Source organism: Aeoliella fuhlenseeensis, assembly GCF_052161615.1.
Classification (GTDB): Bacteria; Planctomycetota; Planctomycetia; order Pirellulales; family Lacipirellulaceae; genus Aeoliella.
In genome coordinates, this window is record NZ_CP197417.1 from 77,097 (window position 1) to 101,592 (window position 24,496).

Genomic DNA, 24,496 nt, shown 5'->3' on the forward strand with positions numbered 1-24,496 from the left:
CCCGCGAGGAGAATAGCCGACGAGCTACGCCTCGTCGGAAGTTAATCGCCTCCCACAACAAGTAGATTGCTCGTTCTCCCAACAAAAAACGGGGTTTCGTTTCGGGGCTTTGTAGGCCACCGAACCGAAACCCCGCTGAGGAGAATCGTGACGCCGAAGGTTCGGCGTTAGTTCTTGTCGTCCGACAGGTCGGAGAAGTCGAGATCGTCGAGGTCGTCCAGCTCATCGACCACCGGCTTGGTAGCCGTGGCGGTGGGGGCACCCTTGGTCTGAGCTTCGAGCTGCTTGCGGGCGGCCTTCGGCGAGGCAATCTGCAGGTGCGTGACACGGCGATCGGCCTTGGCGGTCACACCGTTGACTACCGATCCGATGAGACGCACACCAACGTCGCGGAGCAGTTCGCTCGCCTTGTAGATGCTGGGGACCGAAGTCTGGTCACGCAGCACGCTCAGCAGGGCACCGTCGCAGTGCTGACCCATCATCAACGAGTCCGAAAGACCCAAGACGGGGGCACCATCGATGATCACGAAGTCGTATTCCGAACGCAGCTTCTCGAAGATCGGCTGGATCTGGTCCGTGGCCATTGCGTGCACGGCGTCCGCGTCGCAGTAACCGGCGGTCATCAGCCACAAGCCTTCGGCGTGGGTCGGACGGACCACGTCGGTCACGTCGGCCTCGGCGCGAAGCACTTCGCACAGACCGTCTTCCAATGGCACATCGAACAGCAGGTGCAGAGCCGGATGACGAAGGTCGCCATCGATCAGCAATGTCCGGCGGCCGGCACGGGCGAGGCTGGCGGCCAACTGGCTGGCAACCGTCGTACGGCCTTCTTTCGAAGCGGGGCTGGTCACGAGCACCACTTGGCGAGCCTTGGAGGTCGAATCGTGCATCAGCGCGGTACGCACGCTGTCGATCGACTCGGTGAGCTGAGCCACCAGCGGATGCTTGGGGTTCATCATGCGGCGAGCGTTGAGCGGCGGGAGCGTACCCACCACCCGAATGCCGAGGCCTTCGTCGAGCTGATTGGGGCCATTGAGCCGGCGACCCAGGAACTCCATGTAAGCAATGCCGAGGCAAGCGACGAGCAGCGTTGCCAGGCTACCGATACCGGTGATGGCGTAGCGTTGGATCTTGTTGATGCCGGGCATCACGTATGGCTTGTCGACAAGCTGGATACGCGAAGGGGCGTCGAGTTCGATCTCCCATTGCTGAATACGCTGAGCAAGGTCGGCCGCAATCGCTTCGAGCTGATTGAGCTCGGCCATGCGGATGGTTAGCTCGGTGGAGCCGGCTGCCTTCTTCTCAAGTTCCGCGCGAAGTTCGTAGGTTCCCTTCTCATGCTCGATGGTGCCATCGGGCTTCTCGATGTCGCGACCTTCGAGCACTTGCTGCAGGCGACCAGCCGCGAAGCTGAGCTGACGCTGCATCTCTTCGGTAACGACCGCGAGTTCGATATCAGGCGAGTTGGCAATCTGAGACTTGATCTCTTGGGCCAGCTCGCTCTTGCGAGCGTTCACTTGCTGTTCGTGCAAGGCAAGCTTCTCTTCGATTCGCTTGATCTCGCGAGTCGGCCGACCTGCCGACCGCTTTTGGGCTTCGCGAAGTTCGGCCTTGATGTACTGGCCTTCTTGGTCCATGGTCATGATTTCCATGTCCCCCGAGACCATTTCGTTGATCTGCTGATCCTTCAGATCGGGATTGTCTTTGGTCGACTTCCAGCGGGCGAATTCCAGTTGCAGGTAGCGCATCTGTTCTTCGAGCTTGGCTTGTTCGTCCATCTTGTTCGACAATTCGTCGAACAGCATGCGGATCGAAGGATCGAACTGCCCCTCGGCAATGCCCAGCTCTTGCGAAATCTGGCGGTATTCGTCCCACTTCTCGCGAAGCTGAACTTGGTACTCGGCGTACGTGGCCTTCAACGACTCGAGCGTCTTGTTCCGCTCCAAGCGGCTCTTCATCACCACTTCGTCGTAGTACGCAGAGCAGACCGCCTCGACGATCGCTTTGAGGTCTTCCTGCGGTTGGTCGAGCGTCAGGGCGACTCGCAACAATTCGCTTTGTCCCTCGAACCGGATGTCGAGATTCTCATCCAGCCACATCTGAGGGTTCTCTTCGGACTTCAGCACGGCGACGTTCTGAAGATTCGTATCCTGCAGAGCTCGCGAAAGCACCGCGGGGCTCTTTACCATCGCGACTTGCGTCGCCTGGTAGGTCTTGTAGTCGCGGCTATCGCCCGAGGTGTTGATGTCGCTGTAAACGCGGACTTCCGGTTGCGAACTGACCAGGAATCGTGCGACCGCGGTGTCGGACTCGGGGAATAGGAAGTACAGGGCACTCCCCACGCCTGCCGCTAGCAGCAGTCCCATGAAGGTCACCAACAACCAGCGACGCCGTAGTGCGTGCAGCAGGCCCGTCGCATCCATCCCGCCCGTAACAACAGCAGGTGTACGGGTGAAGTTGGGACTGGCGTAGGGCTGCGATGTCTGCAGCGCGTTACCACCATGGGGGTCGTGGTCGTAAGCGCCGGTCGGGACGAGCGGGTGGCTTTCGCCCGATGCAGAAGTGGTGGAATGATCGTTCTTAGCCATTGGTCAGTTCTCTCCTCTGGGGTAATGGCTTCCGAGACAAGTCACGCGGCAAAGCGCTGGTGAGTGGCAGGTGCCTTGCCGGTTTGATATTGCAACTTCGAGGCCGGGAGCGAATAGCCGGCGGCCTGCGGTCGTGTTTTGTGCGGTAAAAGTGAGGAATTCGGGGAAAGTCGAGACGTCGGTGGCGGGTCCAGTTGGTGGCGGAATTACAACGGGTGTTGCAACGACGCAACGCACTAGCATCAGCTGCGGCCGATGGGGATACCCCCTCGCATGCTCGTGGCCTGAAGCACTTCGTCTCCCTCTTCGACGAACAGCCAGGTGAGCACCTTGTATTCAAGCCACATTAGACCACCCGCGAAGAAAATCATCGCGTAGCCGGTGTAGTCGTGGATCTTGTCGTGAAGCGGTTCCTGCCAACTGGTTCCTTCCACCGCGAGGAACAGGAGGGCGGTAGCGGTAATGCGGATGATGTTGGTTGCAAGGGCAATCGGGATGGCGCTCAGCAGTAGGATCAGCTTGTCCCACCAGGGACGCTCGATCAGCAGCACCAGTGCGATGACCATGGCAGAGAAGATCGTAAGCATGCGAAGACCCGAGCAAGCTTCGGCGACGTCCAGCGGCGTGCTTAGCGCGGGGACGATGATCTGAGATCCATTGGCACCAGCCCGGTAGCAGGACACCCCCAGAATTTGCAGCACGGCGGTGCTTGCAATGGCGGCGATCTTTTGCAGCCCGAAGAGCAGTTTTTGCTCAACGACCGATGGCAGCGGCATCATGAAGATGAAGAAGCCCAAGGGGGCCCAGAATCGTTGAACGACCGCAATGCCACCCACCAAGAAGAACACGCCGAACAGCGCGATCATGAAGCTGAAGCGGTCGATCGGAATGATGTCTTTGTACGTGCCGTAGAGGCGTGCCAAGAGCGCCAGCGTAATGAGTCCCACGCCGATCCAGCGTTCCCACGCGGCGAACGGTTCGAAGGTGTGATGGCTGAACACGACATAAATGCCCACCATCAGCGAGATGGCATAAAGCAGCCAGGTAACCCCTTCGAAACCCATGAAGTAAGCCACCACGGCGGCAGCCGCCGGGGCACCGACGATCTGGAACAGGCGGTTCTCTTCCTTGGTGCTGACCGGGCCCCCTAGGGGATCACGGCGATTCCAGAGCAAGAACAGCCCCAGGAACGGGATGATCCAGCCGTGCGAGTAGGTGTCGTCGTTCCAGTAGTCTTTAGTGAGCGAGAGCTGGTTCCAGTAGATGGCCACCAGCGCCACCATCGAGGCGACAAGGGCGATGACGGTCCACTTCTGATCCGCGGGACTCAGGGCCATCGGGGCGCTGTGGGCGTGCCGAGAGTGAAGTCCGACGGGGCGTGGGGCGGTGGTGCTGCTCATGAGATTGGGAGGGCCAGTGGCGCTGGTCTAATTGGCTGTAGTTGCAAACGGCACTGATCGGCCCAAGTTACTCAGACGTTGTTTGGCCGCCAGCAGATATCCTCAAACGAGTCGGTACTTGTGCGGGGGGTAATAACGAGGGCAGATCCATCTAGGAGTACCACTCAGCTGTGCGTGCTGTCGTGCTACTACCTGGCCCCTGTGAGCGACCCGTGTCGTTCGCCGAAGGCCACCTCGTCGAAAGAGTGTCCGCTGGGCCAAAGCTCCTGCGCGGGACGTAACCCTTCACGTACTTGGAATTTGAAGATAAGCGGGGTCCCAAAATCTGTCAAACTGCTTGAATTATCGCTACTCAACTCTCGCCGATTGGCGCCTGCGAGCAAAACCCTCGGCAAATGCCCATCCCGAGTCGCTAGCCACCTGGGAAGCAGTGCCTTCACGTGGCAAGTGGGCTCGTTGCACTTTTTTTCGAGGTGAGTTCGGTTTGTATTGCTTGCGCAGGGCGGGGAGGTCGTGGCGAGCGGAGCGCTCCCCGTGCGTATCTACGCAATCCTAGCTGGTTTAGTTCGTGGGATTCGGCAATTTGCGAAAAAGCTAGCGATGGAATTTCTGCCAGCACTGACGGCGATTGCAGCTCGCTTGGATGGAAAGACAGGCGATTTGGCGAGCAAATGACGTGAAATTCTCAAACGCCAGCAAAGTTGCCGTGCGACTCTACCGATTATTACGGATGTGCCGATCGATCTGGTCGCACGGGCTGGGTTTGCGCATCGCGTGCGGGCCTCAGTCGGATTCGTTCAACTCTTCACGTACACACAGTGATAGGCGATGGGGGCCATGACGCACTTCACCCATAATAACCGCAGGGCGCTGGCGGCTTTGAGCCTGCTCGTGCTTGCCACGACCGGCTGCACGGCATTCATGGCTCCTCGCGAGCCCGTGCCGATGACGCCCACGGAAGGCCCCGCTATTAACCCGGCGGGCCGCGAGAAGGACATGGTGTCGCTGCCGCCGTACGTGATCGAGCCACCCGATATCTTGCTCATCAACGCGGTGAAGATCGTCCCCAAGCCGCCTCACGTCGTCGAGCCCTTCGACGGCCTGTTGGTCCGGGCCATCGGCGTGGACGACATGCGGGCTCCGATTGCGGACGCCTTCTTCGTCGACCCCGAAGGTAAGATCGACCTCGGCCCCAGCTACGGCCGGGTGCAGGTCGCCAATCTGACGATCGACGACGCGCAGGAAGCTATCCGCAAACACCTGGCGCAGATTTACGCCAGCGTCGAAGTGTCGGTGTCGCTTGCCGTCTCCGCGGGTGCTCAGCAAATCGTAGGCGAGCACTTGGTGGGACCCGACGGACGCGTCAACCTTGGCACCTATGGCTCGGTGTACGTCACCGGTCTGACACTCGAAGAAGCGAAGGCTCGCATTGAAGACAAGCTGTCCGAGTACCTGGTCGATCCCGAAGTGATCGTCGACATCTTCTCGTACAACAGCAAGAAGTACTACATCATCACCCAGGGTGCCGGCTTCGGCGACAACATTGTCACCGCCCCGATCACTGGTAATGAAACCGTGCTCGATGCCTTGGCGTCGATCGGTGGTCTGAGCCAGCTCTCCAGCACCAAGATCTTCATCGCCCGCCCCGCACCTGCGGGCACCGGTTGCGAGCAGATCCTGCCGGTGGACTACGAAGAGATCACCCGTGGAGCGATGACCGCCACCAACTACCAGCTGCTGCCGGGCGACCGCCTGTATATCACCGAAGACAAGCTGCGAAAGTTCGATGGTGTGCTATCGCGGTTCACGCAACCAGCGGAACGTATCTTCGGCTTCGTGTCGCTGGGTACGGCCATGCTCAACCGAATCGTCCGGTTTGGTTTGGGTCAGTTCTAATTGCTACGCATGATGGCCTGGCGATCATGGGCTAACGCCTGCGATCGCCATCGCCACTCGACCAGATTTCATTGAGTGTTTGAACTGTAAGGAAACCGATCGATGACAACCCGCCGTCTTCGACTAATTGCTGCTACGGTCTACCCGTGGCTCGCCGCGGGCAGCCTGATCGCTGCTCCGATTGGCCGGCCGACTCCTCCGCCCTGTTCGGCCGAAGGGGCCTGCACGCCTAACCGCCCGTCGTGGGGCTATAGCCAAACGCAGTGGCGTCTCTGGCCAGGGACGACCATCGACTCGGAAGGTTCGCAGAAAACGCCGGCGATCGGCGATCGCGACGTGCCACCGATCGATCCTCCATCTCCAGCGAACGAAGACTTGCTCGCTCCGCCCAACGTGGAGGGCCTCGAGCCCGTTCCGCCAGCGGAGCCCGAAGACGATAGCGAAGGTCCTGCGGAGTTGCCGCCGGGGGACAACGCCGACAATGGCGAGCAACCCGCTCGCCCAGCGGCCCCCGACACCCTCGTGCCGCCGCGTCCCGGCTTCATGAACCGCGCTCCGGGCGAAGTGCCAGCCGCTCAGCCCAACCTACCGTTCGGTCAACCACCAGCGGAAGGCGGCGCTGCACCGGCGCAGCCGAACTTGCCATTCGGCCAGCCACCAGCGAATAACTTCGGCCCCAACTCGAGCCGCGAGCCCGTGCAGGGTCCGTCGTTCGGCGGCGATGCTCCGCCGCCACTACCCATCGGCCTGAACCCGCGGGGCAACTCGCGTCCGACGCGTCCGTTCGCACCGCAGGTAGTCCTACCCGCCACGGCGGTCATGGATCAGCAGGCTGGTAGCGTGCAGCGTGCGGCGATGATTCCGGTGCATGCCCCCGCACAGGGCGGCGTGCAGCGTGCCGGTGGCGAAGTTCCGCCGGGCTTGCCGCAAGCGTTCTCGCGTTAGTCCAAGAGTCGGTCGTCTGTTGCGAACAAGCGTACTGGTGCTATGCTGCGCTGGTATCGCTATAGAACGGTACCGCCATAAAACTTTGTGGGAAAGGCGCAACGCCTCCCACAAAGTTTTGTTGCTTCACAGCGACTTGTGCTAACAAACGACGCGACGAAACGAATAAACCATGATGACGATGCTCCTGCTGGCCTTGGGCCTTGTGCTGCTGACTTGGGGTGCCGAGCTGCTGGTGTCCGGTGCCGCGCGATTGGCACTGCGACTAGGCATCTCGTCGTTGGTCGTGGGGCTTACCGTCGTGGCGTTTGGCACCAGCGCTCCGGAACTCGGCGTCAGCGTCCAGGCGTCGCTCAACGAGCAGGGGCCCATCGCCCTGGGCAACGTCATCGGTAGCAACATTTTTAACGTGCTGCTGATCCTTGGTATCTCGGCCATCATCGTGCCGCTGACCGTCGCCACGCAGCTCATCCGGTTCGATGTCCCCGTGATGATCGCCGTATCGCTATTGGCGTGGTGGATGGCCAGCGATGGCACCTACAGCCGCGTCGAAGGCATCGTGTTGCTGGTGGGCATCGTCGTCTACACGGCTTGGCTCATCCGACTGGGGCGAGCCGCGGGGGCCGCTGCCGCCGATGACGACGTGCCGCAGTCGACCGAGCCAGTGCTCTACAGCCTCGTGAAGATCGCCATCGGTCTCGCCATGCTGGTGCTCGGTTCGCGCTGGCTAGTCCAGGGAGCCGTAGCGATTGCTCACTGGATGAACATCTCCGAGGAAGTCGTCGGCCTGACCATCGTCGCCGCCGGCACTTCGCTCCCCGAAGTGGTCACGAGCATCGTCGCCGCCCTGCGGGGCCAGCGCGACATCGCCGTGGGCAACGTCGTGGGCAGCAATCTGTTTAACCTGATGTCGGTACTGGGTGCCGCGACGGTCGTCTCGCCCCAGCCCATCGTGGTCCCGGAGAGCATGATCTGGTTCGATCTGCCCGTGATGTGCGCCGTGGCCTTCGTCACGCTACCGATGTTCTTCACCGGCGGAGTGCTGGCGAGGTGGGAGGGGGGCGTCCTCTTGGCTTACTACGTGGCCTACACGGCCTACTTGGTGATGGATGCCACCGACCATCCGTGGTACGAGTCGTTCGGCCGGGCGATGGTGTTGTTCGCGCTACCGCTCACGGCGCTGACCATCGCCGTGACGTGCTGGAACCACTGGCGAGCCACTCGCGCGACCCTGGCATAACCTGCAGAAGGTTCGAGCGGCTTGCCCAGAAAAAATAGAAGGCTCCCGTGTTGGGGAATCACGGGAGCCTTCCGGATTGGCTGCGGCACTCGGGGAAGGGTGCCGCAACACGCACGTGAAGTGCATCAACACTGTATTGAAATCTCGTCGCAGCGGATCGGCGAGCAACTAGCCTAGGCGGCGTCGCATCGCAATCGCCCCACCCATCAGTCCGGCCAGGACCAACAGGCCAATCGAGCCTGGCTCGGCAATCGTAACCGCCGGCGTGGTCGTTTTCTCTAGCGGTTGGGTTTCGGCCTGAGCCGCCAGTTCCGCCAGCGCGGGCGTGGCATCAAGCTCGACGCTCGCTACGGGCAACGGCTCGTGGGCCTGGGCAGTCGATAGGATCAAACACCCGGCACATACGGCCGCCAATAAGCACAACACCTTTCGTCGCCACTCCATCAGACGCTTCCTCATGGTTGCAGGCTCATAGTTGCTACTCAAGCGGCCCAGGTTCGGCCGCCGGTGCGCCTCCGATTGTAGCAGAAAAGGGGGAGGGATCACGCACCGCTCACACAAAATTCATTGAACGCGAAACTACCAGGCAGTGCAAGTAATTTCCGTAAAATTCGCCCTTTCCGTGGCAAAATGTCCCCCTGAGCACTCCATTTGCTAGCAGCGCGAACGAGCACGTTTTGAGCGTTTCGGCCACCATCATCCGCCTGTTCGTTCCGCGAACCACGCTTCCGCCCAGGCTCTCCTGATGTCGGATAGGCACCTTAGGGTCGTCGCCCTATACTGACAGTTTTCCGCTCGTTTTCGCAGCTTCGCCCTGCACGCTGCACTCCTCGAATCGATCCCAAGCACGATGCTCACCGTCCACCTGCCCGATGGCTCCCAGAAACAGTTCGACTCGCCCGTCACCGTCCGCGACGTGGCGACCGCTATCGGCCCGGGCCTTGCCAAGAGTGCCATCGCCGCCGAAATCGACGGCCAGCCCGCCGACCTCGCAAAACGGCTCCCCGAGTCGGGCGACGTGAAGCTGCGGATCCTCACCAAGCGCGACCCCGAGGCCCTGGGCATCCTTCGCCATTCCACCGCCCACGTCATGGCCCAGGCCGTGATGCGGCTGTACGACGGCGTGCAGTTGGCGTTTGGCCCCACCACCGCCACCGGCTTCTACTACGACTTCGCCCTGCCGCGGCCGATCAGCGAGGAGGACTTCCCCAAGATCGAAGCCGAGATGAAGAAGATCGTCAAAGAGGACGAAGCCTTCGAGCGCATCGACCAGCCCCGCAGCGAGGCCCTCGCCGTCTGCAAAGAGCTCGGCCAGGAGTTCAAGATCGAGCACATCGAGACCGGCCTGGGCGATCAGTCGCACGTGTCGTTCTACCGCCAGGGCGAGTTCATCGACCTCTGCCGCGGCGTTCACATCCCCAGCACTGGGCACATTGGCAAGGCGTTCAAGCTGCTCTCCGTTGCCGGAGCCTACTGGAAGGGGGACGCCAGCCGTCAGCAACTCCAGCGGCTCTACGGCACCGTGTTCTTCGACAAGCAGGAACTCGACGACCACCTGCATCGCCTGGCCGAAGCTCGCAAGCGCGATCACCGCGTGCTCGGCAAGCAACTCGAACTGTTCCACATCGATCAAACCGTCGGCTCGGGGCTCATCCTGTGGCTTCCCAAGGGAGCGGTCGTCCGAGCGACCCTCGAAGAGTTCATCCGCAACGAACTCCGCCAGCGCGGCTATCAATCGGTCTACACCCCGAATATCGGTCGCGTTGAACTCTACGAAACCAGCGGCCACTTCCCGTACTACAAGGAGTCGCAGTTCGCCCCGCTGTGCGAACACGACGCCGGCGGCCTCGTTGAGTACTGGATGGACCAGCTCAAAGAGGGCAAGATCGACGCCGATGGCGAGGCGAAGCTGCTCGACGCCGCGATGCTAATGGGCTTCGATGGCAAGTACGACAAGAACGCCTCGGCCGAAGAGCGGCTCGCGCAGCTCAACGCCTGGGCTCACGAGCACGAGCGTTACTTGCTCAAGCCGATGAACTGCCCGCACCACATCATGATCTACCGCTCGAAGCCCCGCAGCTACCGCGACCTGCCGGTTCGCTTGGCCGAGTTCGGCACTGTGTATCGCTACGAGCAGTCGGGCGAGTTGTCGGGAATGACCCGCGTGCGCGGCTTCACCCAGGACGATGCCCACATCTTCTGCACCGAAGAGCAAGTCGCGGGCGAAGTGCGGGCGTGCATCGAGTTCACCTTGAAGGTGCTCAAGTCGCTCGGCATGGAGAACTACCGCGCCCGGCTTGGCTTCCGCGATCCGTCGAGCGACAAGTACGTTGGCAGCCCCGAGCAGTGGGATCGAGCCGAAGCGGCCATCGAGCAAGTGGCCCGCGAAATGAACCTGCCCGGCTGCGTGCCCGAGGCCGGTGAGGCAGCGTTCTACGGTCCGAAGATCGACTTCGTGGTCACCGACTGCATCGGCCGCGAGTGGCAACTCGGCACCGTGCAGCTCGACTACAACCTGCCGAGCGCCGAGCGATTCGGCCTCGAGTACACCGGTGCCGACAACACCCAGCACCGCCCCGTGATGATCCACCGCGCACCGCTGGGCAGCATGGAGCGCTTCATCGGCGTGCTGATCGAGCACTTCGCCGGTGCGTTCCCGTTGTGGCTCGCGCCGGAGCAAGTCCGCGTGCTGACCGTCAGCGACAAGAGCGAAGAGTACGGCCGCGAGGTCGAGCAGCAACTGCTCGCCGCGGGCCTACGTGCTACCGGCGACTACCGTGGTGCGAAGCTCGGTGCGAAGATTCGCGAAGCCCAGGTCGAGCTGATCCCTTACATGTTCGTGGTCGGCGAGAAAGACCGCGACCTCGGCACCGTCACCATCCGCGATCGCATCGAAGGGGACGTCGGTGCGATGAGCATCGCGGAGGCCATCGCCAAGCTCAAGGAAGAAATCGACACCAAGCGCGTCCGCCAAGTCGCCGAACAAACGGTAGGTGCGGAAGTTTCGGACCGCGGTGTGGGGAACGAGTACTAAGAACTAGTCGTAGCCGGATTTGCGCTCGTTCAATTGAATGAACAGAAGGTAACAAAGAGAACGAAGGAATAATTGGATAACAGGAGGAAACAGAGAGAACGGAGTTAAGCAAGGAACTAGGTCATTCGCTTCCCTTCGTGTCCTTTGTTGCCTTCTGTTCAGAATCTTTCTCCTCCACTCTGTTCCCTCCGTTTCCTCCTGTTCCCCACCTCTTCCATTCGCAGGCCCGAACTGTTGCGAGGCCCGGCTACGACTTCTTTGCCAGCTGCCAGCACACCAAGTCGCACAACTGCCTTACTGCCCCCATGCCGCCGGGGTAGTCGAGCACCAGGTCGGCGACCGGAAAAACATCCGGGTGGGCGTCGGAGGGAATTACCGCGCAGCCGGCGGCCGCGAGGCACTCCAAATCGTTGATGTCGTTGCCCATGTAGATGAGGTTGGCGAGCGATAGCCGCCGCTCGGCGAGCCACTCTTCCAGCAGCGGAAGTTTGTCGTTCACGCCGTGCTGGCATTCGAGACCCAGCTTCTTGCAGCGGTGCATCACGATCGGCACCGGCTCTTTCGACAGCACCATCACCGGCGTGCCGGTCTTCTTGAGCTGCCCGATGCCCATGCCATCCAGCCGGCTGGCGGTCGCCGACTCGCGGCCGTCCTGATCCACCGTCACGCGGTTGTCGGTGAACACACCATCGAAGTCGAACACCACGGCGTCGATCTTCGCGGGGAGCAGCCGGCTCGCGCGGCGCAAGAAACGTTGATGCCGCTCGTACGGCGAGGGTCGAAACAAATCGAGCAGCCAATCCATGCTTGCCTCGCGAAAGGGAGAATCCAATTCATCGTGCCAGCGTGCAATGTGCCGAGGATCCGGCCGGCTGGCTATGGGGGCAAGCGTTCACTGCCGAGGGCAGCTAGGCGAACTAGCGAGAGCGGCGAAGCCGGCGCCAAGCCAGAAGCCCCAATCCGGCGGCTGCCAAGATCCCGGCGGTCGCGGGCTCGGGGACTACTTGAGACGACGTGCCGAACAGGGCGCTGAGGCTGAGCGAAGCACCGCTCGCCTGCTGCACCCCTTGGCGGAGCAACAGGAAGTCGTCGAGGTCCACTCGCCCATCCTGGTTCATGTCGCCACGCTTCCAAGAGAGGATATCGCCCGAGCCCTGCTGGTAGCCCCAGCCCTGGACGAACGCCGTGACGTCGTCGGTGGCCCAGGCACCCGAGCCATCGCCCGACACCACGCCATCGAGATTGATGTCGCCCCACATCCCTTCGGTGACCACCAGCGAGCCAGCGGCGTCGTAGGCGACATCGCGACCGACCATGTGGAAGAATCGGGTGTCGGTCCCCTCGCCATTCCATTCGTAGCCGACGGGCGGGGCCATGTAGGCTTCGATTTGGGTGCGATAGACGGACAGCTCGGAGAAGACGGTCAGGTCGCCCAGCGCCGAAGCGCCACGTCGGATGGCTAAAGCCTGGTTGTTCGCCCCGTAACGTGCGATGGTGTGCATCACGCCACTTAGTTCCCAGCGTTCCAGCGCGGCGTTCCAGGCGTAAACTCCCGATCCAGAGTCGTTCGCCGCTCCCTGTACTTCATTGCCCCCGCCGCCAATCACGTTGCCGTTGGCATCGGTCGTGAAGTTGTATTCGTCGAAGTCGAAGGCCTGGACCGCGGTGGTTCCCGTTACCCAGGTTCCTCCCTTCGAAACAAAATCGCTCAAGCTGTTGGCAACCGAGCTAGGGTTTTCGACGCGGTTGGTTCCCCACGTTTGGCGCATGGTAGTCGAGACGGTGTAACCAACGGCATGCAGCGTGTTGGAGTCGAGCGTGTGAAAACATCCGACGCACGTTGTAAACGATGGCCAATTGGGGACCCCACCCGTGTAACTCGTATCGGCATGCAGCAGGGGGGCTCCATCGGCCTTGATGCGACCTCTACCGATCACCACCAGTTGCTGGTTGGTGGCAAGCCGGGAGTTGGGGAGGTGAATGGGTTGGAGTGGCAAACCGAGAGCGGCCGCGCGCTGTTCGGGCGAACCATCGAATTGCGATAGTGTATTGAGTCGCACCAGCCGCAGGTCAGCTAGCGCTCCGACGCCGGCATTCACGAGCGCCGTCGGGTTCTTGATATTGATGGCCGAGTCTTTGACCACTCCGTAATTTTGACCGTTGATGGTTTCGGCTTGCCCGTTGACGATTCCGGTGTGAGCAGCGGACAGCACCCAACCATTGCCCAAGTACACACCGCGGGAAGTGGAGTTCGACCAACCGGGGTCCGCGTTTGCGCGACCCATCCACCACTGTTCGTCCCCTGCGTCGGGGCAACGTAGTTGTTCGCCGGGTTGTAGTTCATCACCACCAGCGCCGAGGCCGGCGTCATCGCCAGACTTGCGATCAGCAGTGATGCGATCAGAACCGCACGTCGAGCGAGCGTCGGCATTGCGTTACCGGCGGGTACAGAAGGGTCCACAGTTGCGCGAGTCATCACCACTCTGTTCCGAACGTGCGAGGGGGCGGCGGGGAAAAGTTCTAGGGGTTCTCTGTTCCTGCCCCCGGGGGTGGCGCGACGAGCCGTGCGCCCAACTTCCATCTTAGCCACGCCCAGCATTCTAGCAAGCATTTGGCGTGCGGGGCGGCGGTGCAAACCCTTGCCGAACTCCGATATTTCTCGCGTTTCACACCGTTCCAAGCCCCCAATGGTGGGGTCCACGCACTTTAGCCGGGGGGACGGGTGGGAAGGACCGTAGCAATCGTGGCGGCGAGCCACCCCGCCAAGCATAGTAGAGTTTCAATGTTCCCCCCCCAACTCCCTCCGCCAGCTTGTATCCCGCCATGCGTGTTGCCGTACTCATGGGCACTCGGCCCGAAGCCATCAAACTTGCCCCCGTCATCCAGGCACTCAAGGACGATCCGAACCTCGAACCCTGGGTCGTTAACACCGGGCAACACCGCGAACTCATCGGGCAGGTGATCGAGCTGTTCGGCATCCCGGTGCATCGCCAGCTCGACGTGATGCAGCCCAACCAGACGCTCGCTTCGCTCACCTCGCGGCTGATGGACCGCATTGACGAGATGCTGCTCGCCGACAAGCCCGACATGGTACTGGTGCAAGGCGACACCACCACCGTGCTGTGCGGGGCGCTCGCGGCCTTCTATCGCGGTATTCCGGTGGGGCACGTCGAGGCGGGTCTTCGTACCGGCAATCTCGCCGCGCCGTTTCCCGAAGAAGCCAATCGCCAGATGGCGTCCCGCATCGCTACGCTGCACTTCGCCCCGACTTTCACGGCCCGTGATCATCTGCTTGCGGAGGGCATCCCGAGCGACGCCGTGCATGTCACTGGCAACACGGTGATCGACGCCCTGGAGTGGGAAGTCGCCCGCCAGCGCGATCCGAAGATCGGTCGCGAGATCGAACAGCGACTGCAGAGCCAGATTGGCGACGACTTTCCAGAGAGGCCGTTCGTGCTGGTCACCGGGCATCGCCGCGAGAACTTTGGCGATGGGTTTGGCGAGATCTGCCGGGCCGTGGCGAAGCTCGCCGCACGGTTCGAGGATCATCTGTTCGTCTACCCCGTGCACCTGAACCCCAACGTCAAGCAAGTGGTGCACCGCGAGCTCGGCGAGACACCCAACATTCGCCTGATCGACCCGCAACCTTACCGTGAGTTCGTGGGCCTGCTGTCGCGATGCCGGGTGGTGCTCACCGATTCGGGCGGCGTGCAGGAAGAAGCCCCCAGCCTCGGCAAGCCCGTGCTCGTGATGCGTGACACCACGGAGCGGCCCGAAGGGGTGACCGCCGGCACCGTGCGACTCGTTGGCCCACACGAAGGACCGATCGTCGACCAGGTGAGCGAACTGCTCACGAACACCAAGGCGTATCGTGCGATGGCCGAAGTCGCGAATCCCTACGGCGATGGCCACGCGGCCGAGCGAATCGTGACGCTCATCGGCGAGCGGCGCATCGCCAATTAAACGTCGCGGTAGCCACCAACTGTGGGAGGGCTCTCTGAGCCCGATTTGCCCTACAAAACGGCTTCCGTGATCATTTAAGTCGCCAAGCTTGGCGCTTGCGTCGAAAGTCGGACCCGTTCTGGCAACGTCCCTTCGACGACATCGCAAAACCGGCGGCAGAGCGTCTCCTTGCTGAACCGCTCGTTGACCAGCTCGCGCGCTCGCTGGCCCATCGCTTCCAGTTCGTCTTGCGGCAATCGCTCGATTTCGGCGAGGACGTCGCGAACCGCTTGCCTATCACCGGTGGGAATGCGCCAACCGATGGGGGCAAGCTCTAGGATCTCGGAGATGTGACTGGGCACCGGACCCATGAACAGAATCGGCTTGCCCACCGCCATCGCACCGTAAACCTTGCACGGATGCACGATGCCGATCAGCTCTTCCGACATCAGCACCAAGTGCACGTCGGCCGCCGAGAGTGAGTAGCAAATTTCGGAGAGAGGTTGGTAGGGAAGCGACACCAAGTTCTTGGGCTGATGCTTGGCGATGGCTTCGTCCACCACCCGTTTGCCAGCCCCGGCACCAATGAACATGAAATGCAGCGGGTTGCCTTCGCCCAACTCCAGCGAGGCATCGACCAGCAAATCGACCGGCGTCGTGAGTCCATGATTGCCGCTGTACATCACGACTCGTTTGTTTTCGAGTTGGTGGCGGGCAATGAAGGGATTGTCGGCCTTGGCAACGATGCGAAGGTCGTCTTCCATCGGCCAGGGAGGGAAGACCGTGATCTTGTCGCGAACATCGAGCTTCGCATGCAATCGGTCGGCCATGAACGGATCGAGCGCGATCACCGCCGACGCGGCCTTTAGAGTCCGGCGATTCAACCAGTCGAGCGCCTTCACCGGCAGGGCTTCTGGTTTCATCGCACCGGTGGCGATCACTTGATCGGGATTCAGGTCCATTGCCCAGAACGTGAACGGCACGCGGCGTATCCAGTGGATCGCGAGCGTCGCCACCGAGGCCATCGGAGGCGAGGTGCTGACCACCATCCCGGCAAGCCGTGGTGTGAAAAGCCCGCGGAGCACGGCTTGGAACAGGAACATCAACTGGCCAGCCAAGCGGTGCAGGATCGTCCGCTTGCCCAGCGAAGAGAGGGGCAGGCGAATGATCTCTACGCCATCACGCCACTCATGCCGAGGATACTTTACCGAAGGATCGGCATAGCCACGTGCCGAGGTCAGCACGCGGACATCGTAACCACGCTTCGCCAGCGCACTGGCGGCGTCGGCCATGTACTGTCCCACCGCAGCCGGGTCGGGGACGTAAACCTGGCTGATGAACAAGATGCGAGGCTTCGACGGCATGCGGCACGAGACGGGTTGCGAGCCCCGGCGATCCGTGCCCAGGTCGAAAGGAGGTAATCGAGGAAACGAAAGACAGGGAACCACCACGACGGCGACGAAGCAGCACCAACCCGATTAGGCCGTGGCAATGCCCCGCTCGATGGCTTCGTGTTTGGACAAATCCAGATCGCTGTGAACCATCATCTTCGCCAGTTCGTCGAGCATGACGGTCGGCGACCAGTTGAGTAGTCGGCGAGCCTTGCTGGGATCGCCCAGCAGCAGGTCGACCTCGGCCGGGCGGAAATACTTGGGGTCGATGCGAATCATCACTTGACCATCGGGGCCTAGACCGACCTCGTTGGCTTCCGATCCCTTCCACTCAATCGGCAGTCCGACTTCCTGGAAGCACAACTCACAAAACTCGCGGACCGTATGCGTCTCGCCCGTCGCGATGACAAAATCATCGGGGTCGTCCACCTGTAGCATGCGCCACATCGCCTCGACGTAGTCGCCGGCGAAGCCCCAGTCGCGACGTGCATCGAGGTTACCCAAGTACAGAGTCTCCTGCATGCCGAGGCTGATACGCGCCGCGGCACGGCTGATCTTACGAGTGACGAACGTCTCGCCACGACGCGGTGATTCGTGGTTGAACAGAATGCCATTCACGGCAAACATGCCGTAGGACTCGCGATAGTTGCGAGTCATGTAAAAACCAAGGGCCTTGGCACACGCGTAGGGGCTGCGGGGCCAGAACGGGGTGGTCTCCGATTGCGGAGTCTCGGTCACCTTGCCGTACAGCTCGGACGACGAGGCTTGGTAGAACCGCGTATTCAGATTCAACTGCCGGATCGCTTCGAGAATACGAACCACGCCCACCCCGGTTACGTCGGCGGTGTACTCGGGGATGTCAAACGAAACCTTGACGTGCGATTGGGCCGCCAGGTTGTAGACCTCGGTGGGCTGGGCTTCGGCGAAAATCTTCAGCAGGCTCGACGCGTCCGACAAATCGCCGTACCGCAAATGCAGCCGAACGTTCGGCTCGTGCGGGTCCTGGTACAAATGGTCGATGCGATCGGTGTTGAACGAGGAGCTCCGGCGGATAATGCCCCACACTTCGTACCCTTTGGAGAGTAGAAGTTCGGTCAAGTACGAACCGTCCTGGCCGGTAATACCGGTGACCAGGGCGACTTTGGTGCGTTGGGTGGAATCCGACATGACAGCTTCTCGAAATGGGCGTAGTAAAGTTTGATTCAGGAAGTATAGCTTAAACGGCGGGTGCCAGTCACCTTAGGTGTGGGACAAACCCCGGGCCAGCGATTCGCCGGCCGAATGCTGGCGAAACCAGTCGTAGGTGGATTCCAGCCCCGCTCGCAGCTCGATGCGGTGATGCCAACCCAGCTGGTGAATTCGCGAGACGTCCAGCAGCTTCTGCGGCGTGCCGTCGGGCATGCTGGTGTCGAACGTCAGTTCGGCTTCCGGACACACCACCTCGCGGATCAGCGACGCCAGTTCGGCAATCGACTGGTCGGTACCCGCGCCCACGTTGATGGTACCCGCTTCGTCGTAGTGGCGCATCAAGAACAAGCACGCATCGGCGAGGTCGTCGACATGCAGGAACTCGCGGCGTGGCTTGCCCGTGCCCCAGATGGTCACAGTTCCACCGCCTTGCTCGCGACAATCGTGAAACTTGCGAATGAGTGCGGGGAGCACGTGCGAGTTACGAAGATCGAAGTGATCGTTGGGTCCGTACAAGTTGGTGGGCATCGCCGAGATGAAGTTCATCCCGTACTGCTGGCGGTACGCTTCGCACGACTTCAGTCCGGCGATCTTCGCAATCGCGTAGGCCTCGTTGGTCCGCTCCAGCGGCCCCGTGAGCAGGTACTCTTCGCGGATTGGCTGAGGGCAGTCGCGAGGATAAATGCAACTGCTGCCAAGGTACAACAGCTTCTTCACGCCGGTCCGCCACGCGGCCTGCATCACCGTGGCGTGGATCATCAAGTTGTCGTACAGGAACTCGGCAGGACGACTCGAGTTGGCGAAAATGCCACCCACGGTACCCGCGGCGTGAAAGATGTACTCGGGTTGATTCTCTTCGAACCAACGATCGACCGCCGCCTGATTGCGCAAGTCGAGTTCGCTGCGACTAGCGGTCAAGATGTTGGTAAACCCATCTTGCTCGAGTCGCCGCACGATCGCAGACCCCACCATTCCGCGGTGGCCCGTGACGAAAAAGCGAACATCGCGAGGCAGTTCTTGGCTCGACATGGTTGGTATGGCGGGAGGAGTGGCGTAGAAGCGTTTGGCAGGTCGGTTAATCGACGGGCAACGCTACGCGGAGGGAGGAGGAGGGAACGCGGTGTCAGTTAGGAACAACAGGGGGAAACTCGGCGCTGACGGGGGTTCGTGTGAGTGATTCCGTCGCCAGCGATCGTTCTTGGGTGCGACAAGCACGCATCGACAACTCGTCGACCTGAATATGCTCGCGAATGTAGCGGATGTCGTCTTCGATCGGTTCGAGGAAATCGAGCACTTGGCCAATCTGAGCGAGCGTCGAACCTCGCGCCTCCGATTTCGTCTCGCCGGCGATTTCCATTTGCCCCACGTGATCGCCATCGATCACCAGGGGATGCGAGAGTCGCCAAACGTGGGCGTCGGCCGAAACGGCTCGCGATGTGTCCCATGAAGCGTAGAACGACTCGTGGAGCAACGGCATATCGATCGTCAACTTAATGCGAGTAAGCTGGTAGGTTTCCGCCGCCTCGACAATCGCCGCCCACAGCTTGCTCCACTCGCGCGAACCTTGCAGTTGGAACGAACTTTCTCTCAGGCTGGCACCCTTCGAACCTTCGCGAACGCCAAAGGAACTTGCCATGCGGTGCATGCGTCCCTTGAGCAGTTGAAATTCGATGTGGCCAAAGGTGCGAGTGGAAATCAGGAAGATCATGACCGCAATTACGGTGACAATCGCGATCCATTCCTTCTTCAGGTAGATGCTCAGTACGGCGCTCAAGCAGGTGGTGGCACAAATGAGCGCGATGAAAAGAGCCGCTTGCTGCACGGTCCAACCACGCACCAAGAGCGAGTGGTGCAAGTGACCGCGGTCGGGCGAAAACATGCTTCGGCCCGTTAGTTTGCGTCGCACCAGCGCGGCGAACGAGTCCAGAATCGGCACCGACCACACTGCGATGGGGACCGCGAACGCCATGGCCGCCGACGACTTGGCACTCGCCATCACCGCAATGGTGCCGCAGGCGAGACCCACCAACATGCTACCCGCGTCGCCGAGATAGATCGTGGCGGGGGCAAAGTTGTAACGCAGGAACCCGAGCAACGCCCCAGCGAGGGCGAGCATCACGCAAGTCTGAGTGATGTTGCCTTGACCGCCAGTGATCGCGGCAAGCGTCAGGCACAGGATCAAGCCAACGCTACCGGCGAGACCGTCGATGCCATCGATCAAGTTCACGGCGTTCGTCGTGCCGACGAGCCAGAACAAAGTGGCAGGAATAACAAACCAGCCAAGAGTGACTTGGTTGCCAAAGACCGTGAATCCCTCAATGCGAATGCCCGACCAAACGAGCAGTGCGGCGATAGCCAGTTGCCCAAGTAGCTTATAGCGACCACGAAGTCCCTTGAGATCGTCGAGCAACCCGAGCGCCACGATGCTAACCGCACCGATCGCTAGGCAAACGAGTGGAACGAAGGTCCCAGGCTTGGGAATCTCGACTCCCATAAAGCTGGCCGTGACGAGCACCGCAGTAACGGCGAGTGCCATCGCCACGAACACGGCGGCACCGCCACCGAGCGCTACAGGAGCTTTATGAGCTTTGCGGCGGCGATCGGGGCGATCGACGAATCCCAGGCGAATGGAGGTCGCACGAACGAGTGGCGTAATGGCCAAGCTCGCCACAAAGGCACCAATGCCTGCGATCACGTAGAGCAGAATCGTTGGATCCAACATAAACCGATGGCCTTGGTGCGTCAGTCTTGAAGTATTCGGTCGAAGCGTTGCCTAACCACAGATCGTGGCCAGACATTCAATATAGGCGGTTGTGGAAAGTCGTCGATGATCGCGGGTGGGGAATTCATCAAAGGGCTAGCAGTCGCCTACCCTCAATTCCCTTCGATCGTTGTGGTTGCTATCTCTTGCTTGATTTGCCAAGTCGTAAGGAGTTGTTAAGGACATCGCTGTCCGTGAGGTGCCAGGACTTAGCTGGCACATCGTATGCCAAACGGCGGACAAGCTAGTGAGGCTCTCGCCGTCGGCACGCCCCGTTTTGGGAGAGGTCCTTGGCGGTTCCGTTCCGGTCTCAATCGGTGACAACACGTGAAAAATAGAGTTTATCCCCCTCGCCGCCGTCCCCCCAGGGGCCCGATGGGTGGGCGTACCGAGAGGACTCTCGGAGCCTCACCATCGACACAGACGTAATACGCGGCCCGGCCGACTCGGGTTCGGCCAAGCTGGGAGGCCCGTCGCCGCGTGGTTGTGTCGCCGCAACGTGTCGAAAAAACGCCACATTGCTATCACCGCCGGCGGTTACAGGCTGACGGGGGGCTCGCGGTGCCGGACGAGCACCGCGGGGTTGCCGCCGACTATCGTCCCTGCAGCCACGTCCTTATGGACCATACTGGCCGCCGCGACCAGGGCGTTGGGGCCGATGGTCACTCCCTGCAGCAGCGTCGAGCGCGTGGCGACCCATGCCCCATCGCCCACCGTGATCGGGGCGACGAGCAGTTCGAACCCCCGGCTGCGATGGTCGTGGCTGCCGGTGCAGAAGTAGACCCCCTGCGAGATGCAGACGTTACTCCCAATGCGAACCATGCCGAGGTTGTCGATCCAGGTTCCTTCGCCAATCCACGTGTGATCGCCGATTTCGAGTTGCCAGGGGAACTTAATTCGCACCCGTGGTTTAATGACCACGCCGTTGCCAATTGTCGCCCCAAACCACCGAAGCACCGTGCATTTAAGGCTGCTCGGCACGGGCAAGGGCGAGGCGAACAGCACCTCGCCCGTCGCGTACCACAGTACTCGTTTCCACCGGCTCGCTTGTTGATAGCCCGTGATACGGTAGTTCGACAGATCAACCCACGCGCCGTTCGAGTCCTTCTCGACTGGTGAAGCAGGTTCGGCGTGATCGCGAAACGTATCGGACACGAGGAGTTATGGGCGAAGGAGAGTGACGGGCAAGTTCGAAGCGTTGCGCCTCGATCTGTGCATCGTAGTTCACCCGAGACACCCCTGCCAGCAACGGGATGCGTTGTAGCGATTAAGCCGGCTGTAGCGTGGTCGCCGAGCCGAAGAGCTCGCGGAGCACCTTCGCACGGTAGGTGAAGATGGTCTCCACGTCGCGGCGGACGAGCAGCCAGTGGACCAGCGGCCCGCCAGGCACGCGGTAGTAGACCACGTCGCGGCAGAGTGTTCCGCCCGCGACTTCTTCGAAGTAGTGCTGGTGTCGCCACAGGCGATACGGGCCGCGAAGCTGGGTGTCGCAGAACTCGTGGGGAGGATCCCAGCCTGCGATCTCCGTCCGCCAGCGAATCGGCACGCCGTGAAGCTTCAGGCGGTAGTCGATCAGCTGGCCCGCGAACATCTCGATAGGACCCGGCGTGAGCACCCGAAACTGGAGCCATGGGGGCGTGATTCGCTCTAAATTCGTCGCATCGGCGAAGAAGTCGAACACCTCTTCGAGCGGACTCGCCAGGACCATTTCGGTTTCGAGGACGTAGCCGCCCCCCGGACCTGTGTTGCGCGTAATCGTGATCATCGTCTGCCCGAAGGAGTCGCCTGGTGCGGCTCGCCCTTCGAGCCGCTCGCTACGGCACGATAGACGCCACGTGCGCTTCGGCAACCTTGGGCTTCACGTAGACCTTCTGGGCGTCGACGACCAGCGATCCGAGTTCGATGCTCCCCGTGCCCACCACGACTACGGTGTCTCCCTCGCGAAGGCCGAGCAGTTTGTCGGCGCGGGCGGCGATCGGTTCGCCGCTGACATCGCGGAAGCGGACCTGGGCGACCGTGTCGACCAGCTTGCGAGCGTTGCCCGCGCAAAACATGCACTCCTCGCCCTCGGCGTGTTGGTGTCCCTCGAACTGAGCGACCGTCGAAGGATCCACGAGCGAGAACGCCGCGAAGCCCTCGACCCAAGGAAACGCTGGAGCCGCCTCCGCGGTGTACGGATTCGGCATCGAGCCGATGACGCCGATCACCGTTACTTGGCCTTTGATCGGGTCGACACCTTCTTCGCCTAGCTTACGCAACGAATCACGGACTTCGATCACCGCTTTAGCGTCCGCGGGTTCCTCGGTCGTTATCAAGGTGCCGCGATAGTCCGAAACCTGCTTCTCGGTCATTCCGGCGGGGAGCGACGACTCGGTCTTCTCGCAGCCCGAAGTGCCAACGAGCACCACGGCGAGCAAACCGAACAAGGGCAACAGGCGGGACATAGGAAAACTCCGCAGGGAGGCGAGGGCAGGGCGATCTCTCATTCTACGCCGACCACCAAAGCGTGGTTCGACGAAGGGAAGTCTATCAGACTTTCCTCCACCTCTCCCAGTCGAGCCGGGGGCGTTAGTCCCCGGAGGTTGTTTCGCTCAATTTCGAACTTGGCGAATCCGGCTACGAATAATGTCGCGATCGGCGAGTATTTCATCGACTGCGACATTATTATTTTTCGGCTCTCTGGAGGGTTTGGCCTAACACGTTTCGCTTCAACACGTTGCGAAGCTTCGCGAGGACCTTCGCCAAGGAGTAATGTCGCAGGGGGTAACCGCAGGTGCGACTTTACGAAGACGGAAGGGATGCTGCCGTGTGTCATTTCGACGGGAGTTCTACGACCGAGAAATCTCGTTTACCGCTCGAACGACTTTGCCTCTGTCAAACGCTAGAACTCGTGACCTCCCAAGGTGGCCCCGTGGTCCTGCAACGCCACGTAGATTCCTCAGTCGCTCCACTCCTGTCGGAATGACACTACGCACGCTGACTCACGCGCCCCAGCCTTCGCAGGTCGTTTTTCACTGTTATTTCAAGCTGTCAAAGAACGCATGTCCACTCATGTGGTGAACGTGTGCAGTAGAACACATGTAGAGCGCGCTTTCTAGTCGGATTCTGGAAAAAAGTGGAAATAGTTTTCAGCCCTAGCCCATGACGGAAGTCTTGGGTTTTTCGGGGATTTAGAGAGGGCTGGGAGGATAAAGCTCTAGGTTCGTAGTGGATTGGGGACCGAGCGTTGGTCTATACTTTAGTCGTACCGAAGACGGGACATTTTTGCTTTTCGATTAGCGACAGACCGGCCCCGGATGGATGCCATGTTTCCCATTTCCAAAGCAACTCCGCTCCCCGGCTATCGGCTTCAGCTCCGGTTCGAAGATGGCGTGGAGGGCGAGGTGGATCTGTCGGACTTGGCGGGAAGGGGCGTGTTTGCGATCTGGGACAATCCTGAAGTCTTCGCGCAAGTCGCCATTGGCTCCCATGGTGAACTGGTTTGGCCCGGCGACGTTGATCTATGCCCGGACTCCCTCTACCTGAGGGTAACCGGCAAGTCGGCCAGCGAGGTTTTCCCTGGCTTTAAGTCCGCCGCCCATGCCTGAGATCAGCCGGTTCTATGGCATCGTGATCAAGATGTACTTTGGCGATCACGCCCCGCCTCATTTTCATGCGGAGTACGGCGGCTCGGAAATGGTCGTCGATATCGAGACGCTCGGCGTGATTGCCGGGCGACTACCAGCTCGTGCGACCGGGTTGGTGATGGAGTGGGCCGCGCTGCACCAAGACGCACTGCGTGACGATTGGCAACTGGCGAGCAATCTCGATCCGCTTGAGAAGATCGACCCGCTCGCGTAGCGCCTACGTTTGCTCTTGAGCTCTTTCTTGTGCATTGCATGCACCCTACAAGTCCTCATCGAGCCGGGGGCTAGCGCCACCCGGCTCGATGGGGGCGTGAGCTAGCAACTCGCAAAAAACTTCCAAACTTTTCCAAAGATCGCTCCTTGGCCGGCGAATGACTGATTGGACCGTCATTTTTTAACACCCTCACCCTGGTACGAGGGGGCGGTCCGCTAGGTGGTTGTCCCTTTTTGTTCGTCCCGCACGAAAGCTGAATCATGCGAAAGTT

At 61.0% G+C, this 24,496-nt stretch carries 19 protein-coding genes; 7 read left to right on the forward strand and 12 right to left on the reverse strand.

What is annotated here, in order from left to right; genetic code table 11:
• Positions 1-167: 167 nt before the first annotated feature.
• Both SH292x_RS00325 and SH292x_RS00330 read right to left on the reverse strand, forming a co-directional pair.
• A complete protein-coding gene (locus SH292x_RS00325; protein WP_442483573.1) occupies positions 168-2,588 on the reverse strand; it encodes a polysaccharide biosynthesis tyrosine autokinase in 2,421 nt (806 codons plus the stop codon).
• A 242-nt stretch (positions 2,589-2,830) separates the two neighbouring features.
• Positions 2,831-3,988 carry an exosortase/archaeosortase family protein gene (locus SH292x_RS00330; protein WP_442483574.1) on the reverse strand — a complete coding sequence of 386 codons (1,158 nt, stop codon included), beginning with the start codon at positions 3,986-3,988 and terminating at the stop codon, positions 2,831-2,833.
• A gap of 837 nt (positions 3,989-4,825) precedes the next feature.
• Here SH292x_RS00330 and SH292x_RS00335 point away from each other — a divergent pair.
• The 3 genes from SH292x_RS00335 (at position 4,826) to SH292x_RS00345 (ending at position 8,069) form a co-directional block, all read left to right on the forward strand.
• Complete coding sequence (locus SH292x_RS00335) at positions 4,826-5,884, forward strand: polysaccharide biosynthesis/export family protein (RefSeq protein WP_442483575.1); 1,059 nt, start codon at positions 4,826-4,828, stop codon at positions 5,882-5,884.
• Positions 5,885-5,986: 102 nt separating this feature from the next.
• On the forward strand, positions 5,987-6,829 hold the full coding sequence (locus SH292x_RS00340; protein WP_442483576.1) for a hypothetical protein: 843 nt from the start codon (positions 5,987-5,989) through the stop codon (positions 6,827-6,829).
• A gap of 172 nt (positions 6,830-7,001) precedes the next feature.
• A complete protein-coding gene (locus SH292x_RS00345) occupies positions 7,002-8,069 on the forward strand; it encodes a calcium/sodium antiporter (RefSeq protein ID WP_442483577.1) in 1,068 nt (355 codons plus the stop codon).
• A gap of 168 nt (positions 8,070-8,237) precedes the next feature.
• Here the strand turns inward: SH292x_RS00345 and SH292x_RS00350 are convergent, their stop codons facing one another.
• Entirely contained in the window at positions 8,238-8,528 is a 291-nt protein-coding gene (locus tag SH292x_RS00350) for a PEP-CTERM sorting domain-containing protein (RefSeq protein ID WP_442483578.1), read from the reverse strand.
• A gap of 391 nt (positions 8,529-8,919) precedes the next feature.
• On the opposite strand from SH292x_RS00350, the gene thrS reads away from it, so the two are divergent.
• Positions 8,920-11,103, forward strand: coding sequence for a threonine--tRNA ligase (gene thrS / locus SH292x_RS00355; protein WP_442483579.1), 2,184 nt, complete (start codon positions 8,920-8,922; stop codon positions 11,101-11,103).
• 247 nt (positions 11,104-11,350) lie between these two features.
• Here thrS and SH292x_RS00360 read toward each other — a convergent pair whose 3' ends face one another.
• Complete coding sequence (locus SH292x_RS00360) at positions 11,351-11,908, reverse strand: KdsC family phosphatase (protein ID WP_442483580.1); 558 nt, start codon at positions 11,906-11,908, stop codon at positions 11,351-11,353.
• 112 nt (positions 11,909-12,020) lie between these two features.
• On the reverse strand, positions 12,021-13,388 hold the full coding sequence (locus SH292x_RS00365) for a trypsin-like serine protease (RefSeq protein WP_442483581.1): 1,368 nt from the start codon (positions 13,386-13,388) through the stop codon (positions 12,021-12,023).
• A 538-nt stretch (positions 13,389-13,926) separates the two neighbouring features.
• Here SH292x_RS00365 and wecB point away from each other — a divergent pair.
• On the forward strand, positions 13,927-15,066 hold the full coding sequence (gene wecB / locus SH292x_RS00370) for a non-hydrolyzing UDP-N-acetylglucosamine 2-epimerase (RefSeq protein ID WP_442483582.1): 1,140 nt from the start codon (positions 13,927-13,929) through the stop codon (positions 15,064-15,066).
• A 74-nt stretch (positions 15,067-15,140) separates the two neighbouring features.
• On the opposite strand, the gene SH292x_RS00375 is transcribed toward wecB, so the two are convergent.
• The 7 genes from SH292x_RS00375 to SH292x_RS00405 form a co-directional block, all read right to left on the reverse strand.
• Positions 15,141-16,409 carry a glycosyltransferase family 4 protein gene (locus tag SH292x_RS00375; protein WP_442483583.1) on the reverse strand — a complete coding sequence of 423 codons (1,269 nt, stop codon included), beginning with the start codon at positions 16,407-16,409 and terminating at the stop codon, positions 15,141-15,143.
• Between the two features lie 114 nt (positions 16,410-16,523).
• Positions 16,524-17,603: a GDP-mannose 4,6-dehydratase gene (gene gmd, locus SH292x_RS00380; RefSeq protein WP_442483584.1), complete on the reverse strand. Its 1,080-nt coding sequence runs from the start codon at positions 17,601-17,603 to the stop codon at positions 16,524-16,526.
• 72 nt (positions 17,604-17,675) lie between these two features.
• Positions 17,676-18,653 carry a GDP-L-fucose synthase family protein gene (locus SH292x_RS00385; RefSeq protein ID WP_442483585.1) on the reverse strand — a complete coding sequence of 326 codons (978 nt, stop codon included), beginning with the start codon at positions 18,651-18,653 and terminating at the stop codon, positions 17,676-17,678.
• A gap of 94 nt (positions 18,654-18,747) precedes the next feature.
• Positions 18,748-20,346, reverse strand: a complete 1,599-nt coding sequence (locus tag SH292x_RS00390) for a glycosyltransferase family 4 protein (protein ID WP_442483586.1) — start codon at positions 20,344-20,346, stop codon at positions 18,748-18,750.
• Positions 20,347-20,922: 576 nt separating this feature from the next.
• On the reverse strand, positions 20,923-21,540 hold the full coding sequence (locus tag SH292x_RS00395; protein ID WP_442483587.1) for a WcaF family extracellular polysaccharide biosynthesis acetyltransferase: 618 nt from the start codon (positions 21,538-21,540) through the stop codon (positions 20,923-20,925).
• Between the two features lie 112 nt (positions 21,541-21,652).
• Positions 21,653-22,150 carry an SRPBCC family protein gene (locus SH292x_RS00400; protein WP_442483588.1) on the reverse strand — a complete coding sequence of 166 codons (498 nt, stop codon included), beginning with the start codon at positions 22,148-22,150 and terminating at the stop codon, positions 21,653-21,655.
• Between the two features lie 49 nt (positions 22,151-22,199).
• Entirely contained in the window at positions 22,200-22,829 is a 630-nt protein-coding gene (locus SH292x_RS00405; RefSeq protein ID WP_442483589.1) for a hypothetical protein, read from the reverse strand.
• Between the two features lie 861 nt (positions 22,830-23,690).
• Here SH292x_RS00405 and SH292x_RS00410 point away from each other — a divergent pair.
• Together SH292x_RS00410 and SH292x_RS00415 are read left to right on the forward strand one after the other, a co-directional pair.
• On the forward strand, positions 23,691-23,972 hold the full coding sequence (locus SH292x_RS00410) for a DUF2442 domain-containing protein (RefSeq protein WP_442483590.1): 282 nt from the start codon (positions 23,691-23,693) through the stop codon (positions 23,970-23,972).
• The gene (locus SH292x_RS00415; RefSeq protein ID WP_442483591.1) at positions 23,965-24,225 is read left to right on the forward strand and encodes a DUF4160 domain-containing protein; all 261 of its coding nucleotides are present in this window, start codon (positions 23,965-23,967) and stop codon (positions 24,223-24,225) included. The genes SH292x_RS00410 and SH292x_RS00415 overlap by 8 nt, the downstream gene beginning before the upstream one ends.
• Positions 24,226-24,496 lie beyond the last annotated feature (271 nt).

Bases quoted from the DNA above. Each gene is read 5' to 3' on its own strand.
- SH292x_RS00340 (WP_442483576.1), top strand. From the start codon at position 5,987: ATGACAACCCGCCGTCTTCGACTAATTGCTGCTACGGTCTACCCGTGG.
- SH292x_RS00335 (WP_442483575.1), top strand. From the start codon at position 4,826: ATGACGCACTTCACCCATAATAACCGCAGGGCGCTGGCGGCTTTGAGC.
- SH292x_RS00325 (WP_442483573.1), bottom strand. From the start codon at position 2,588: ATGGCTAAGAACGATCATTCCACCACTTCTGCATCGGGCGAAAGCCAC.
- gmd (WP_442483584.1), bottom strand. From the start codon at position 17,603: ATGTCGGATTCCACCCAACGCACCAAAGTCGCCCTGGTCACCGGTATT.
- SH292x_RS00365 (WP_442483581.1), bottom strand. From the start codon at position 13,388: ATGGGTCGCGCAAACGCGGACCCCGGTTGGTCGAACTCCACTTCCCGC.
- wecB (WP_442483582.1), top strand. From the start codon at position 13,927: ATGCGTGTTGCCGTACTCATGGGCACTCGGCCCGAAGCCATCAAACTT.
- SH292x_RS00360 (WP_442483580.1), bottom strand. From the start codon at position 11,908: ATGGATTGGCTGCTCGATTTGTTTCGACCCTCGCCGTACGAGCGGCAT.
- thrS (WP_442483579.1), top strand. From the start codon at position 8,920: ATGCTCACCGTCCACCTGCCCGATGGCTCCCAGAAACAGTTCGACTCG.
- SH292x_RS00345 (WP_442483577.1), top strand. From the start codon at position 7,002: ATGATGACGATGCTCCTGCTGGCCTTGGGCCTTGTGCTGCTGACTTGG.
- SH292x_RS00330 (WP_442483574.1), bottom strand. From the start codon at position 3,988: ATGAGCAGCACCACCGCCCCACGCCCCGTCGGACTTCACTCTCGGCAC.
- SH292x_RS00400 (WP_442483588.1), bottom strand. From the start codon at position 22,150: ATGATCACGATTACGCGCAACACAGGTCCGGGGGGCGGCTACGTCCTC.
- SH292x_RS00390 (WP_442483586.1), bottom strand. From the start codon at position 20,346: ATGTTGGATCCAACGATTCTGCTCTACGTGATCGCAGGCATTGGTGCC.
- SH292x_RS00415 (WP_442483591.1), top strand. From the start codon at position 23,965: ATGCCTGAGATCAGCCGGTTCTATGGCATCGTGATCAAGATGTACTTT.
- SH292x_RS00385 (WP_442483585.1), bottom strand. From the start codon at position 18,653: ATGTCGAGCCAAGAACTGCCTCGCGATGTTCGCTTTTTCGTCACGGGC.
- SH292x_RS00410 (WP_442483590.1), top strand. From the start codon at position 23,691: ATGTTTCCCATTTCCAAAGCAACTCCGCTCCCCGGCTATCGGCTTCAG.
- SH292x_RS00375 (WP_442483583.1), bottom strand. From the start codon at position 16,409: ATGCCGTCGAAGCCTCGCATCTTGTTCATCAGCCAGGTTTACGTCCCC.
- SH292x_RS00350 (WP_442483578.1), bottom strand. From the start codon at position 8,528: ATGAGGAAGCGTCTGATGGAGTGGCGACGAAAGGTGTTGTGCTTATTG.
- SH292x_RS00405 (WP_442483589.1), bottom strand. From the start codon at position 22,829: ATGTCCCGCCTGTTGCCCTTGTTCGGTTTGCTCGCCGTGGTGCTCGTT.